Origin of the sequence: Actinomadura rudentiformis (assembly GCF_008923185.1) — a bacterium.
Taxonomy (GTDB): domain Bacteria; phylum Actinomycetota; class Actinomycetes; order Streptosporangiales; family Streptosporangiaceae; genus Spirillospora; species Spirillospora rudentiformis.
In genome coordinates this window covers 329,411-341,373 of sequence record NZ_WBMT01000004.1, presented here as the reverse complement: position 1 = coordinate 341,373, position 11,963 = coordinate 329,411, and the positions used below count along the sequence as shown (strand labels likewise).

Annotated in this window: 14 protein-coding genes; 7 read left to right on the top strand and 7 right to left on the bottom strand. The window is 67.2% G+C overall.

The features are described from left to right. Positions 1-126 precede the first annotated feature (126 nt). The 3 genes from F8566_RS10860 to F8566_RS10855 all read left to right on the top strand — a co-directional run bounded on the left by F8566_RS10860 (position 127) and on the right by F8566_RS10855 (position 1,333). Positions 127-471 (top strand): ATP-binding protein, encoded by a 345-nt coding sequence (locus tag F8566_RS10860; RefSeq protein WP_151560022.1) that lies wholly within the window; start codon positions 127-129, stop codon positions 469-471. 143 nt (positions 472-614) lie between these two features. Beyond that, a complete protein-coding gene (locus F8566_RS49785) occupies positions 615-758 on the top strand; it encodes a hypothetical protein (protein WP_192809627.1) in 144 nt (47 codons plus the stop codon). Between the two features lie 335 nt (positions 759-1,093). Beyond that, positions 1,094-1,333: a hypothetical protein gene (locus tag F8566_RS10855; RefSeq protein WP_151560021.1), complete on the top strand. Its 240-nt coding sequence runs from the start codon at positions 1,094-1,096 to the stop codon at positions 1,331-1,333. Positions 1,334-1,860: 527 nt separating this feature from the next. Here F8566_RS10855 and F8566_RS10850 read toward each other — a convergent pair. Together F8566_RS10850 and F8566_RS10845 are read right to left on the bottom strand one after the other, a co-directional pair. Then, positions 1,861-2,313: a VOC family protein gene (locus F8566_RS10850; RefSeq protein ID WP_151560020.1), complete on the bottom strand. Its 453-nt coding sequence runs from the start codon at positions 2,311-2,313 to the stop codon at positions 1,861-1,863. A 74-nt stretch (positions 2,314-2,387) separates the two neighbouring features. Then, a complete protein-coding gene (locus tag F8566_RS10845; protein ID WP_151560019.1) occupies positions 2,388-2,756 on the bottom strand; it encodes a winged helix-turn-helix transcriptional regulator in 369 nt (122 codons plus the stop codon). A gap of 99 nt (positions 2,757-2,855) precedes the next feature. Between F8566_RS10845 and F8566_RS10840 the strand changes: the two genes are divergently transcribed. Beyond that, on the top strand, positions 2,856-3,845 hold the full coding sequence (locus tag F8566_RS10840; RefSeq protein WP_151560018.1) for an NADPH:quinone oxidoreductase family protein: 990 nt from the start codon (positions 2,856-2,858) through the stop codon (positions 3,843-3,845). 89 nt (positions 3,846-3,934) lie between these two features. Here F8566_RS10840 and F8566_RS53260 read toward each other — a convergent pair whose 3' ends face one another. Both F8566_RS53260 and F8566_RS49780 read right to left on the bottom strand, forming a co-directional pair. Then, on the bottom strand, positions 3,935-4,789 hold the full coding sequence (locus F8566_RS53260; RefSeq protein WP_449691418.1) for a cation transporter: 855 nt from the start codon (positions 4,787-4,789) through the stop codon (positions 3,935-3,937). Positions 4,790-5,364: 575 nt separating this feature from the next. Beyond that, on the bottom strand, positions 5,365-5,538 hold the full coding sequence (locus F8566_RS49780; RefSeq protein WP_192809626.1) for a hypothetical protein: 174 nt from the start codon (positions 5,536-5,538) through the stop codon (positions 5,365-5,367). Positions 5,539-5,999: 461 nt separating this feature from the next. On the opposite strand from F8566_RS49780, the gene F8566_RS10825 reads away from it, so the two are divergent. Next, the gene (locus tag F8566_RS10825; protein WP_192809625.1) at positions 6,000-6,758 is read left to right on the top strand and encodes an AfsR/SARP family transcriptional regulator; all 759 of its coding nucleotides are present in this window, start codon (positions 6,000-6,002) and stop codon (positions 6,756-6,758) included. A 43-nt stretch (positions 6,759-6,801) separates the two neighbouring features. On the opposite strand, the gene F8566_RS10820 is transcribed toward F8566_RS10825, so the two are convergent. After that, positions 6,802-7,854 (bottom strand): LacI family DNA-binding transcriptional regulator, encoded by a 1,053-nt coding sequence (locus tag F8566_RS10820; RefSeq protein ID WP_225993043.1) that lies wholly within the window; start codon positions 7,852-7,854, stop codon positions 6,802-6,804. Positions 7,855-8,019: 165 nt separating this feature from the next. Further along, positions 8,020-8,253, bottom strand: coding sequence for a hypothetical protein (locus tag F8566_RS10815; protein WP_151560016.1), 234 nt, complete (start codon positions 8,251-8,253; stop codon positions 8,020-8,022). Positions 8,254-8,474: 221 nt separating this feature from the next. Here F8566_RS10815 and F8566_RS10810 point away from each other — a divergent pair, with 221 nt between their 5' ends. After that, positions 8,475-8,879 (top strand): Fur family transcriptional regulator, encoded by a 405-nt coding sequence (locus F8566_RS10810; protein ID WP_151560161.1) that lies wholly within the window; start codon positions 8,475-8,477, stop codon positions 8,877-8,879. A 28-nt stretch (positions 8,880-8,907) separates the two neighbouring features. Beyond that, the gene (katG, locus tag F8566_RS10805) at positions 8,908-11,133 is read left to right on the top strand and encodes a catalase/peroxidase HPI (protein WP_151560014.1); all 2,226 of its coding nucleotides are present in this window, start codon (positions 8,908-8,910) and stop codon (positions 11,131-11,133) included. Between the two features lie 130 nt (positions 11,134-11,263). On the opposite strand, the gene lexA is transcribed toward katG, so the two are convergent. Continuing rightward, positions 11,264-11,926, bottom strand: a complete 663-nt coding sequence (gene lexA / locus F8566_RS10800; RefSeq protein ID WP_151560012.1) for a transcriptional repressor LexA — start codon at positions 11,924-11,926, stop codon at positions 11,264-11,266. Positions 11,927-11,963 lie beyond the last annotated feature (37 nt).

Below are 11,963 nucleotides of genomic sequence, written 5' to 3'. Positions count from 1 at the left end.
TTCGTGCGTGACAGACGACGGCTGAGAGCGGGATGAGATGGGCAGCCAGACCGTGACCCCCAACGAATTGGACATGACGTGCATCGCGGCCGGGACCGTTGCGGCCGAGGTGCGTAGGCGGATCGAATGCGCCTCGCGGACTGGCGGCTGCCGCACATCGCCGCAGACACCTTCTTGATCGCTGACGAGCTGATCGTTAACGCATGCGCTGAAACCCCCGACAGCCAGATCCGCATCCGCTTCACACTCCTGCCCGGCGCGGTGCTGCTGGGGGTGTGGGATTCCTCCGACGCCATGCCGCAGGCCCGGCCTGTGGTCGAGCTGGAGCCCGAAGACCTCGACCTATCTCCACAGAACTTCGACAACAACGGCGGATGGGGTCTCCCGCTCGTGCTGGCCCTTGCCTCCGAATGCGGCACCACCCGCACCCGGCCCCATGGCAAATGGGTCTGGGCACGCATCAAGTACTGAATCCCGACGGCAGAAGGTCAGCCCACGCGGCCGTGATCAGTGCCCACCAGTCGCGAAGGGGACACATCCCATGCTGCACAACCAAGTCAACCGTGATCCGGCCGTTGAGCTGACTGAGCGCAGCCTCCAAGGAGGGATGAGCCATGAGTTTTGAGCGGAAGGGCTTGGAAGCGCTGGGGGACACGCTCAGGCGGGACGGTGGCGTCCATGTGGAGTACACCGGGATCAGCGTTCACGGGCTGACGGTCGAGCAGCGTGTGAAGGTCGCGTGTCACGCGCACCCTTAGGACGGCCCGTTGTACTTCTGCGAGCCCCGACCGGACGGCGCCCCGTGTCGCGTCCTGGGCGGGGTCCAGGACGTCACGGAGGTTGCCGGGGTGATCCTGCGGCGGGTGCGCTCAGAGCAAGCCGGACCGCAGGCGGGATGGAGAGCGCTGGTGAGTGATCCGGTGCGGTCGGTGGAGTTGGGGTTGGCGGTCGAAGTGGCGTTGCGTGAACTCATACGGGCCATGTGGGAGGAGCAGACAAAGGCGATGTACCCGGCGCTGGAAGCGATTGCAGGACTTGGGGACACCTTCGGGGCGGTGGCGCGCCGGCTGTTGGGAGGGAAGGCGGCCGGGGTGTGGCGGAGGTGGCGCGGGTGTCGGGGCTGTCGCCTACGGCGGTGGCCAAGCGATACGTACGCGCAGGGTGCCCCGATCGGCGGCTGCGGCCGTGGCTGATCAAGGTGATGACGTTGAAGGTGGCCGGTGACGCTCGCGCCCCGGCCTGGACAGACGTGCGTCCCGCTGCGGTGCTGGCGGCCATGTTCGTGGCTTCGGTGACCTACCTGGCGGCCGACCCCGACAAACGCCCCTTCTAGGCCGATGCCAGGTGACGATGTGGGTGTGCGGCGGGGCTGGGTTGCTGTGCTGCACTGCGACGTGAACAGCGGGCCGTGGATGAGGCCGGGCGAAACGGCGCAAATCGGGGGAGTCGGCGCGGAGATGCTGCGGTCGTGGGCCACACGCGGCTTGACCACCCCGGTCTACAGGCCGCGCAAGCATCGGCGGTACTTCGGTCCGGAACTGGACGTGGTGGTCGATATCAGCGGGAGTGTGGGAGTGGCGACTACCGGGCTGCTGGACGCACATGTGGAGCCGGTGCTGCTGTTGGGTTCATGCGGGGTCTGCGGCTGGCCGTGCGAGTGAGCCTGCAAGGTGAAGGGACCATGGCCTCCCGTGTGCGCTGGCAGGGTCGGGGCCAGCCGGTACGGCCGTAGGCCACCCGAAGGGCAGCCGTTGAGGCGAGTCCGCTGGCGCCGCGCTAGAAGAAGCACCGGGCGGTACCTGCGTGACCGGTGCCGTTGGGAGGGGGCGAATCACTGAAGGGGTGATGTCTCCATCGGGCCTACGTCGCGCAGAACTCGTTGCCTTCGGGGTCCCGCATGACCCACCAGTGCCCGGCGGGGCCCTGGTCGACCTCGTTGACGCGGGTCGCGCCCAGGCCTTCGAGCCGGGCCACGAGCTTGTCGAGGCCGCCGGGCTCGCTGTGGATGTCGATGTGCAGGCGGTTCTTGCCGGACTTGCCCTCGGGCACATCCTGGAAGAGCAGCCGCCGGCCGCGGCCGATGCCGCTGGTCTGGTCGAACGGGTCCTCGGGATGGCGGATCGCGGCGTACCCGCGGAAGATCTTGCGGCCGCGGTGCTCGACGACCGCCTCCTGGCCGATGTGGCCCGCAGCCAGCAGCTGCTCGATGAGCGCGCTGGGGTCCTCGACCTCGTACTCCAGGGCCGCAGCCCAGAAGTCCGCGAGGGTGGCCGCGTTCGCGCTGTCGATGACGAGCTTCCAACTCAGTGCCATGTAACCAGTTATATTAGTTACACCGGCCACTCTGCAACCAGGGAGTGAGCCTCAGGGCTTGTGGGCGGGGCTTGTCATCCGCTCTGATCGTTGTCTTGGGCGGCGAGGATGGCGTCGCCGTTCTGCTCGGCCCATCGGCTGAGCACGCTGACCGGCTCAAGGACCGTCTGCCCGAGTTCGGTGAGGGCGTATTCGACGCGGGGTGGTACCTCGGCGAACGCGCGGCGCTGCACAAGCCCGTGGTGCTGGAGCCGGCGGAGCGTCTGGGTCAGCATCTTGGAGCTGATGCCGCCGATGAGGGCCTTGAGCTCGCCATGGCGACGCGGGCCGTTGCCCAGGGCGTAGATGGTCACGACCGACCACTTGTCGGCGATGATCTCGACGGCGAGCCTGGCGGGGCAGTCCGCGAGGAACACGTCGCCGGGCCGGTCAAAGGAACTCATGGTGAGCAAGGTACCTGTCGGTACCTATCGGCTCGTTAGCGTCGAGGAGGTGCTGCGGCGTACCCGTCGTACGCCGCCTGACTGAGGAGAAACCCAGATATGCGCGTCCTTGCCGCCCGCCAGCCCGGCGGTCCCGACCAGCTCCAGTTGCGCGAGTTGCCAGACCCCACTCTGAGCGCGGGACAGGTCCGCGTCACCGTCAACGCCGTGGGGCTGAACTTCGCCGAACTCGTTCAGCTCTCTGGCGACTTCCAGATACCCGTCCCGGATCTGGTCGTGCCCGGCTTCGAACTGGCCGGCATCGTTGCCGAGGTCGCCCCTGACGTGACCACGCTTGCCGTCGGTCAACGGGTCATCGCTTTGGTCAGTTGGGGTGCGTACACAGACCAGCTCGTCGTGAACGCGGCTCATGTGCTGCCCATTCCCGACGGCATGGACGACTTGACCGCCGCCGCGTTCCCCGTCTCGTACGCCACCGCGCACGTCTCGCTGCTGCATCGAGGCCAACTCCAGAGAGGCGAGACGGTCGTGGTCACTGGAGCCACTGGCAATGTGGGGGAGGCGGCACTTCAGGTCGCCCGCGCCGTTGGTGCCCAGGTCATCGCAGTCGACCGTGCCGGCACCCTCCCACCGACGGCGGCCGACCACGTCCTGCCACCCAAGAACCTCGCCCAGGGGATTCGAGATCTGACCGGCGGACGAGGCGCCGACCTGGCCTTGGACCTCGTGGGCGGCGACCTCACCGCCGAGCTTCTCGACGGCCTGGCCTGGGAGGGGCGGCTCGTCACCACCGGGTTCGCGAGCGGCACCATCCCCACCATCAGCCTGCTCGACGTACTCGTGCGAAACATCACGATCACCGGTGAGGACATCGCCGGATACGCGAGCCGTGACATCGCGACCGCCATGCGCGCATTGCGGCAATGCCTGGACTGGTACGCCGACGGGCTTCTCGTTCCGCGCACCCCGATCGCGCAGCCCTTCACCCAAGCTGCTGCCGCCCTCAGCTCAATCGCTGACGGCACCGCCCGGCACAAACTCGCGCTAGATCTGACAGGCAGTTTCGTTAGTCTTCAGGCCGGTTCATGATGAACACATGCTGCGGTCGGTCGGTCATGGTCAGATGAAGAAAATTGGAGAGTCCTGAGAAGTCAATGACCACGCCCTGCGGAAGTTTTCTAGAGGTGCCTTTGCCATTCGCTCGATATATCTGAGTTGCGACTATGGGATTCATGGCGGAGCAGTGTCACTTCCGAGGAAGCAGCCAGAAGCGTGACAGTTGTCCCTGACGGTACATCGTGGGTAGATGGGGTTTCGGTGAACAATGACACCGTCAGAACAACGGCCACGGAGCGTACCGCTCGACGGCCTCGGAATGGGCTCAACCTGTAGGACCTCCCTCTTGCACGTCGGTACGATTGTGTGATGATGGTGTGATGAACGGTGCAGTGCGAGGGCGGTTCAGGGTTTACCGTGTGATGCATGCCGGCGCCGACGGATTGACTCTTGTGGATAAGATCACCGGCGCACATCTCGAAAACGTCAGTTTTCCCGAACTGATCGACTTGGAGTGGCGGCAGATGATCAGAGAAAACCTCAGTAAATATGAAGAGGTTTTCGTTGTGGCAGATGTATCCCGAGGGATCCTGGACGGGTTCGGAGGTGGAATGGCGCTTGACGACGCAAACTGTCGGCGTTTGATCGCCGAACTCGAAACGGAGGGTGACCTTCCGTAGGGCTGATGAACCGTTGACCGCCAGGCCGACCAGCAGCACCGCTGACAGGTAGGTGCACAGCAGCGTCTGCTTGGAATCGGCCACCGCGCTCGCCGACCCCAGCTCGCGGCCCGCCCGGCGCTGCGCGTACGACAACCCCGGCATGATCGCCAGGCTGAGCGCGGCCAGCACCAGCCCGGCCGTGGAAGGCTCGGCCTCGCCCGCGCCCAGCAGGGTGCGGACCGAGTCGAAGGTGACATAGGCGGCCAGGGCGAAGAACGACACCGCGATGATCCGCAGCGCCCGCCGTTCGACCACATGCGGGTCGCGCGGAGAACTGCCAGGCGACGGCGGCTGCCGAGGCGACTTCGATGACCGAGTCCAGCCCGAACGCCACCAGCGCACCCGAGGAAGCGATCGTCCCGGCGGTGATCGCGACGATCGCCTCGATCACGTTGTTGGTGATGGTGGCGGTCCGCCGCGCCAGAACGGCCCGTCGCGCAGACGACGGGCCCGACGTCAACGCCGTTACGACCGAACCTCCTGCTCGGCGTCCGCGCCGTAGGTCGGGCACAACGCCACGGGCCGGTCGGTGGCCGCCAGCAACCGTTCGGCCGAGCGCAGCAGGTCCAGCAGCTCCGGGTGTGGCGATTAAGTAGAACGACTGGCGGCCCTCGGCGCGGTAGTCCACCAGCTTGCAGCCGCGCAGGCAGGCCAGATGCTTGGACATGCTCGACTGTGCCAGCCCCAGCTCCCGTGTCAGATCCACCACGCGAGCCTCACCGCACGCGAGCCGCCCACGCGAGCCGCTGCGCGATCGACAACCACATCGGGTCAGCGAGGCAGTGGAACAGCGCCACTGCCGGCGCCAGCCCGTCCATCTAAATCATTCCTTATTCGGAATCAATCGCGATATTGGAATGATAGTCGCATTTGTGCTGGCTCAACCCTGGCAGGTCGTCACCCTCGTCCAGCACCACGGCGAAGCCATCGGCCCCGGCGGCGCAGCTCGATGGAAACGGCGCGCGCGCCGCCTGCCGTGCCTCCCACACCATCGCGTCGATCATTGCCGCCTACCGGGGTGGACATGGAGCGCACGCACAAAAGAGGTCTGCGCTCACCCGTAACGACAGGCCCGGCCATGACCTGCACTCTCTATCGAGCGAGGTCAACCGAAGCCGTCAGAGTCGGATGCACATCGGGTCAACATGACCCCTGAGGTCGCGAGTTCGTCGAATGAGGGGCCGCCGTCAAACGAGACAGCTTTCCCAGGATTTGCGACGCGTCCTGATCACTGCCTTGCCCCTGTGGTGGGGTGGCGGCGAGCCTCGATCAGGGATGCCGCCGACAGGCATCGCCAGACGACCTGATAAAGGAATGAAAAACATGCAACCAGCGCTCTTTGAGCCAACGGACTGTCAGTTAAGGGCATCCGAAAACAGTCAAGGTGACATAGCCCAAGATCAGATCAGGCATCTACTCCCTTTGCTTCGAGCGGAGACGTACTCCCTTTTCCGGATGGATGCCGATGGCTGATGGCGAGCGCGTGAACGACACGGGAGTCACCGTTGCCATGCTGGGGCCGCTGGAGGTGCGGCGGGACGGGGTTTCGATCCACCTTGCCAATGGTCGGGTGCGGACACTGCTGGCCGTGCTGGCGATGTCGGCGGGAGACACCGTTCCGATGCAGCGGCTGGCACTGGCCTTGTGGGGAGAGGATTTGCCGGTCAACGTCAGGCGCAGCGTTCAGACGCTGGTCACCCGGCTCCGCCGGGCGCTTGGCTCGCAGGTGGTCCGGTCTCTGCCCGAAGGTTATCGGCTGGACATCGATCCCGATCGGGTCGATGTGCTGCGGTTTCAGCGGATGCTGAACGAAGCGGCCCGCGCGCAGGACGCGGCGCAGGAACGCCTGTTGCTCGGGGAGGCGTTGGCGCTGTGGCGGGGGTCGCCGTACGAGAGCATCGATTCGGACTTGCTACGTACGGCGGAGTCGGCGTACCTGGTCGAGGCCTATCTCAGCGCGGTGGAGCGGCGGATCGACCTGGACCTGTCAGAGGGATGTCACCATGAGCTGGTCCCGGAGTTGAAACGGCTGACCGAACTGCACCCGCTGCGCGAATCGTTGTGGGCACGCCTGCTCGTCGCGCTCGGCCGCTGCCGCCGGCCGGCGGAGGGGCTGGCCAGTTATGAACGGCTGCGCCGCCTCCTCGCCGATGAGCTGGGCACCGAGCCCTCGGTTGAACTGCGCCGTCTCCATTCCCTGCTGCTCCGCCCGCAGACAATGTGACCGGGACGGATGTCGCAGTCCGGTACGGCTCCGCCGCGTCGGGCTATCGGGGTTCGAAGGGAGCGGCGGTGCTGCCGCGTACGACGAGAGAGGTCTCCACCACGGTCCCGCCGGGTTTCAGCTCGGTGTCCTTGACCCGGCGGACGGCAGCGTCCACTGCCGCGACTCCCATGAGCTCGGGATCCTGCCGGACGGTGGTCAGGTCCACCGAGGAAAGACGCGCGATCGGTGCGTCGTCGAACCCTGTGATCGACACGTCCTCTGGAACCCGCACCCCGTTGCGGCACAGGATCTGGAGCAGGCCGACGGCCGTGTTGTCGTTAGGCGCGACCACGGCCGTCGGCAGACTGCCACGCTGAAGGAGCGAGCGCGCGGCTGCCGATCCCACTTCCTCGAAATAGTCGCCCTTGGTGTAGTCGCCTGTCATGTCCAGCACGTCGGTGGCCAGCCCGAGCCGGCTCATCGTCCGTTCGTAGCCGCGCCGCCGTAGGGCCGCCGAGGGCATGGCCGCCGGATCCACATAGACGATCTGCTGATGCCCGAGCTCGACCAGGTGGGTCACCGCCTTGGCGATGCCCTTGTCACCTTCGGAACGTACGAAGTCGTAGTAGGGATTGCGCCGCCCGGAACCCACGCCGACCACTGGCACCGGACTCCGCTGGGCGACCGCGCGCAGGATCTCATGGTCGGGGCCGATGGCTATCAGGGCGGCGCACCGGTGGCCGAGAAGCTCCTCGGCCGCCTGGTTCGTGGAACGCGTGGCGGTCTGCGCACTCAAGATCACGTTGTACCCGAGTGCCGCGGCGGCCGGATAGATGTGCTCGATGATCTCGGGCTCGGTCGAGTGAGCCGGGGCGAAGACGACGCCGAGGTCCATGCTGCGGGCTCGCCGCAGCGAGCTGGCGCCGATGTGCGGCCGGAAGCCGAGCTCCTCCGCGGCCTCCCGGACACGCCGCCGGGTCTCCTTGCTGGCGCCCGGAGCGTCCCGCATCACCAGGGAGACCAGCTGCCGGGAAACGCCGAGATGCGCCGCGATGTCCGCCATGGTCGGCGGACGAGGGCTGCCGTCGTCCGAATCGGCGATGTCGCTGCTCATCGACCCCCCTCCCCCATGCCGCCTCCCACCCGAAGACTAGTGCTTCATGCCCCTGGAACCGTTTCGCCCGCCACCGCCGGTTTGGCGTCTGGGCAGGCTGCGGTGCGCGGGGCAGGCCGTGGCGTGTTCGGTGGTGAGCTTGGGGGAGCACGCTGGGGCGGGACGTTAGGCGAGCGGTTTCCCTGCGCGGTGACGCCGGACGCCGAGGCGGTTGGTCAGCTCCCGTCCGGCGAAGATGTAGAACGTGAAGAAGTGGGCGGCGCGGTTCTTGGCGCGGCTGCCGAATCCGTCCTGGAGGCCCTCTCCACTGGCGCCGGCGCCACCGGAGCAGTCGCTGGCGAACATCAGCCGTGCCGACGCCGGTGGCGACGCGAACCACCGGCTACGAAGAGTGGTCATGCGAGACACGAGGTTGTGTCGTGTCCTCTCGTGAGGGCCCGATCGACGCCCTGGCGCCCCCACGAGTGATCGAGCTGCAGGTGTGCTGCGTTGTGAGCAGGGCCGGGCTCTATGGGTGCCGGAGCTCTGCGGCGCGGGAAGTGGATCGCCGCCTTGTCTTGACTGACTCCAGAATGTGACGCAGGCTGTGGAACGTGGTCGCACCTCTGGATTTCCAGCGGATGCTGCGCGGCGCCGCTTTGCGCGTGACCCGTCCCCGGCTGGCGGTGCTCAGCGCGGTACACGCGCATCCGCATGCCGACACCGACTCGATCATCGGTGCCGTGCGCAGGGAGCTGCCGAAGGTGTCCCATCAGGCCGTGTACGACTCGCTGCACACTCTGACGGCCGCCGGGCTGGTACGGCGGATCCAGCCGTCCGGTTCCGTGGCGCGTTACGAGACGCGGACCGGGGACAACCACCATCATCTGGTGTGCCGGTCATGCGGTGCCATCGTCGATGTCGACTGCGCGGTCGGGGAGGCGCCCTGCCTGGACGCGTCCGACGATCACGGTTTCTCGATCGACGAGGCCGAGGTCGTCTACTGGGGCCTGTGCCCCGACTGTTCCACTCGCGAGAGTTCCTGAATGACCCTGCTCGCCTGGAGGGAAACTCATGTCCGAGAACAACGAGACCGTTACCCCGACCCCAGCGGAGGGTGCAGGCGGCTGCCCGGTCACGGGCAAGCGCGCTCCTCACCCCACCCAGGGTGGCGGTAACCGCGCCTGGTGGCCGGACCAGCTCAACCTGAAGCTTCTTGCCAAGCACCACCCCAAGGCCAATCCCTTGGGCGCGGACTTCAACTACGCCGAGGCGTTCAACAGCCTCGACCTCACCGCCGTGAAGCAGGACATCGCGCACGCGCTCACGGACTCGCAGGACTGGTGGCCGGCCGACTTCGGGCACTACGGGCCACTGATCATCCGGATGGCGTGGCACAGCGCGGGCACCTACCGCGTCAGTGACGGCCGTGGCGGTGCCGGGGCGGGCCAGCAGCGGTTCGCGCCCCTCAACAGCTGGCCGGACAATGCCAGCCTCGACAAGGCCCGGCGCGTGCTGTGGCCGGTCAAGCAGAAGTACGGCCGGAAGATCTCGTGGGCCGACCTGATGATCCTGGCCGGCAACGTCGCCCTGGAGACGATGGGCTTCAAGACGTTCGGCTTCGGCGGTGGCCGCGAGGACGCCTGGGAGGCCGACGAGGACGTCTTCTGGGGTCCCGAGACCGCCTGGCTCGACGACGAGCGCTACAGCGGTGAACGGGATCTCGAGAAGCCCCTGGCCGCGGTGCAGATGGGCCTCATCTACGTCAATCCCGAGGGCCCGAACGGCAACCCTGACCCGCTTGCCGCGGCCCGCGACATCCGCGAGACGTTCAAGCGCATGGCGATGAACGACGAGGAGACGGTCGCGCTGATCGCCGGCGGCCACACGTTCGGCAAGACGCACGGCGCCGCCCCGGCGGACGCCATCGGCCCCGAGCCGGAGGGCGCCCCGCTGGAGGATCAGGGCCTGGGCTGGAAGAGCTCGTACGGCACCGGCAAGGGCCGGGACTCCCACACCAGCGGCATCGAGATCACCTGGACGCACACCCCGACCACCTGGGACAACAGCTACTTCGAGACGCTCTTCGGCTACGAGTGGGAGCTGACCGAGAGCCCCTCGGGGGCACACCAGTGGCGGCCGAAGGGCGGCGCCGGAGCCGACACCGTGCCCGACCCCGAGGACGGCACGCTGAACCGTCAGCCGGGGATGCTGACGACCGACCTCTCGCTGCGGTACGACCCGATCTACGAGCCGATCTCGCGGCGTTTCAAGGACAATCCCGAGGAGCTCGCGGACGCGTTCGCCCGCGCCTGGTTCAAGCTGACCCACCGCGACATGGGCCCGATCCAGCGCTACCTCGGACCTGAGGTCCCGACCGAGACGCTGATCTGGCAGGACCCCGTCCCGGCGGTGGACCACGAGCTCGTCGACGCCGGGGACGTCGCCGCCCTCAAGACCCGGCTCCTCGACTCCGGCCTGTCGATCTCCCAGCTGGTCACCACCGCGTGGGCGTCGGCCGCCTCGTTCCGTGGCAGCGACAAGCGCGGCGGCGCCAACGGCGCGCGCATCCGGCTCGAACCCCAGCGGAACTGGGAGGTCAACAACCCCAACGAGCTGGCGAGCGTCCTACGGACCCTGGAGCAGATCCAGGAGGCGTTCAACGCCGAGCAGACCGGCGGCAAGCGGATCTCCCTGGCCGACCTGATCGTGCTCGGCGGATGTGCCGCCGTCGAGAAGGCCGCCAAGGACGCCGGGCACGACATCGAGGTGCCCTTCACGCCTGGACGCACCGACGCGTCGCAGGAGATGACCGACGTGGAGTCGTTCGAGGTGATGGAGCCGACGCATGACGGGTTCCGCAACTACCTCATGAAGGGCAACCTGCTGCCGGGCGAGTTCCTGCTGATCGACCGGGCGAACCTGCTCACTCTGAGCGCACCCGAGATGACGGTCCTCGTCGGTGGTATGCGCGTCCTGGGCGCGAACCACGGGCAGTCGTCCCTGGGCGTGTTCACCGACCGCCCCGGGGCGCTGACCAACGACTTCTTCGTGAACCTGCTCGACATGGGCACGGTGTGGAAGCCGACGTCCGAGGACTCGGAGACCTTCGAGGGCCGTGACGCCTCGGGCAACGTCAGGTGGACCGGCAGCCGCGTCGACCTCGTCTTCGGCTCGAACTCCGAACTGCGCGCGGTCGCGGAGGTCTACGCCAGCGCCGATGCGAGGGAGAAGTTCGTCCAGGACTTCGTCGCCGCCTGGGACAAGGTCATGAACCTCGACCGGTTCGACCTCACCTGATCCCGAAGGCCCTCAACGTCCAGGCCGGCCCGCACCGGAACCCCACGCGGCCCGGCCTGGACGTTGCCGCGCCGATGGCCGGACCCGCGCCGGAAGTCGGTCCTGCCGGTAATAAGGGCTGCGGAGCTGGTTAGACGCTGCGGAGCACGGAGACGACGACGCCCAGGATGACGGCGTTGTCGCCGTCGATGACGTCGTAGGCCGGGTTGCGGGGTTCGAGGTGAACGTGGCCGTTGCGGCGCTGGTACACCTTGACGGTGGCCTCGTCATCGATCATCGCGGCGACGATCTGGCCCGAATGGGCGTCCGGCTGCTGGCGGACAACGACGACGTCGCCGTCGCAGATCGCTGCGTCGATCATCGAATCGCCGCGGACGCGCAGGGCGAAGACGGTGCCGCGCCCGGTGAACTCGCGGGGGAGTGACAGCAGGTCATCAACGTGTTCTTCGGCGGCGATGGGGGTGCCGGCGGCGATGTGGCCGACCACGGGCACGGTCACCATGGCGTCGGCGGGCTCGGCGGCCCGCTGCTCGCGCAGGAACATCCGTACGTCGATCGGCCGGGACATCGAGGCGCCCCGGCGCAGGAATCCCTGCTCTTCCAGGCTCGCCAGATGCCGGGAGACCGACGACGTCGACCGCAGGCCGACCGCGTCGCCGATCTGGCGTGTGCTGGGGGGATATCCGTGCTTGACCACCCAGTCCCGGATCGTGACCAGGATCTGCTGCTGGCGTGGGGACAGGTGTGAGGTGTCCGGTCCCTCGAACGCATCACGATCATCGTAGGCGATCACCTACGGAATTGTAGGGCGTGCCCGCGTCCAGGTGACG

What these genes read in the sequence shown, in the direction of transcription:
- F8566_RS10840 (WP_151560018.1), top strand. Translation starts at nt 2,856, where the DNA reads ATGCGCGTCCTTGCCGCCCGCCAGCCCGGCGGTCCCGACCAGCTCCAG.
- F8566_RS10825 (WP_192809625.1), top strand. Translation starts at nt 6,000, where the DNA reads ATGGCTGATGGCGAGCGCGTGAACGACACGGGAGTCACCGTTGCCATG.
- F8566_RS10850 (WP_151560020.1), bottom strand. Translation starts at nt 2,313, where the DNA reads ATGGCACTGAGTTGGAAGCTCGTCATCGACAGCGCGAACGCGGCCACC.
- katG (WP_151560014.1), top strand. Translation starts at nt 8,908, where the DNA reads ATGTCCGAGAACAACGAGACCGTTACCCCGACCCCAGCGGAGGGTGCA.
- F8566_RS49780 (WP_192809626.1), bottom strand. Translation starts at nt 5,538, where the DNA reads ATGATCGACGCGATGGTGTGGGAGGCACGGCAGGCGGCGCGCGCGCCG.
- F8566_RS10845 (WP_151560019.1), bottom strand. Translation starts at nt 2,756, where the DNA reads ATGAGTTCCTTTGACCGGCCCGGCGACGTGTTCCTCGCGGACTGCCCC.
- F8566_RS49785 (WP_192809627.1), top strand. Translation starts at nt 615, where the DNA reads ATGAGTTTTGAGCGGAAGGGCTTGGAAGCGCTGGGGGACACGCTCAGG.
- F8566_RS10820 (WP_225993043.1), bottom strand. Translation starts at nt 7,854, where the DNA reads ATGAGCAGCGACATCGCCGATTCGGACGACGGCAGCCCTCGTCCGCCG.
- F8566_RS10860 (WP_151560022.1), top strand. Translation starts at nt 127, where the DNA reads ATGCGCCTCGCGGACTGGCGGCTGCCGCACATCGCCGCAGACACCTTC.
- F8566_RS10810 (WP_151560161.1), top strand. Translation starts at nt 8,475, where the DNA reads ATGCTGCGCGGCGCCGCTTTGCGCGTGACCCGTCCCCGGCTGGCGGTG.
- F8566_RS10815 (WP_151560016.1), bottom strand. Translation starts at nt 8,253, where the DNA reads ATGACCACTCTTCGTAGCCGGTGGTTCGCGTCGCCACCGGCGTCGGCA.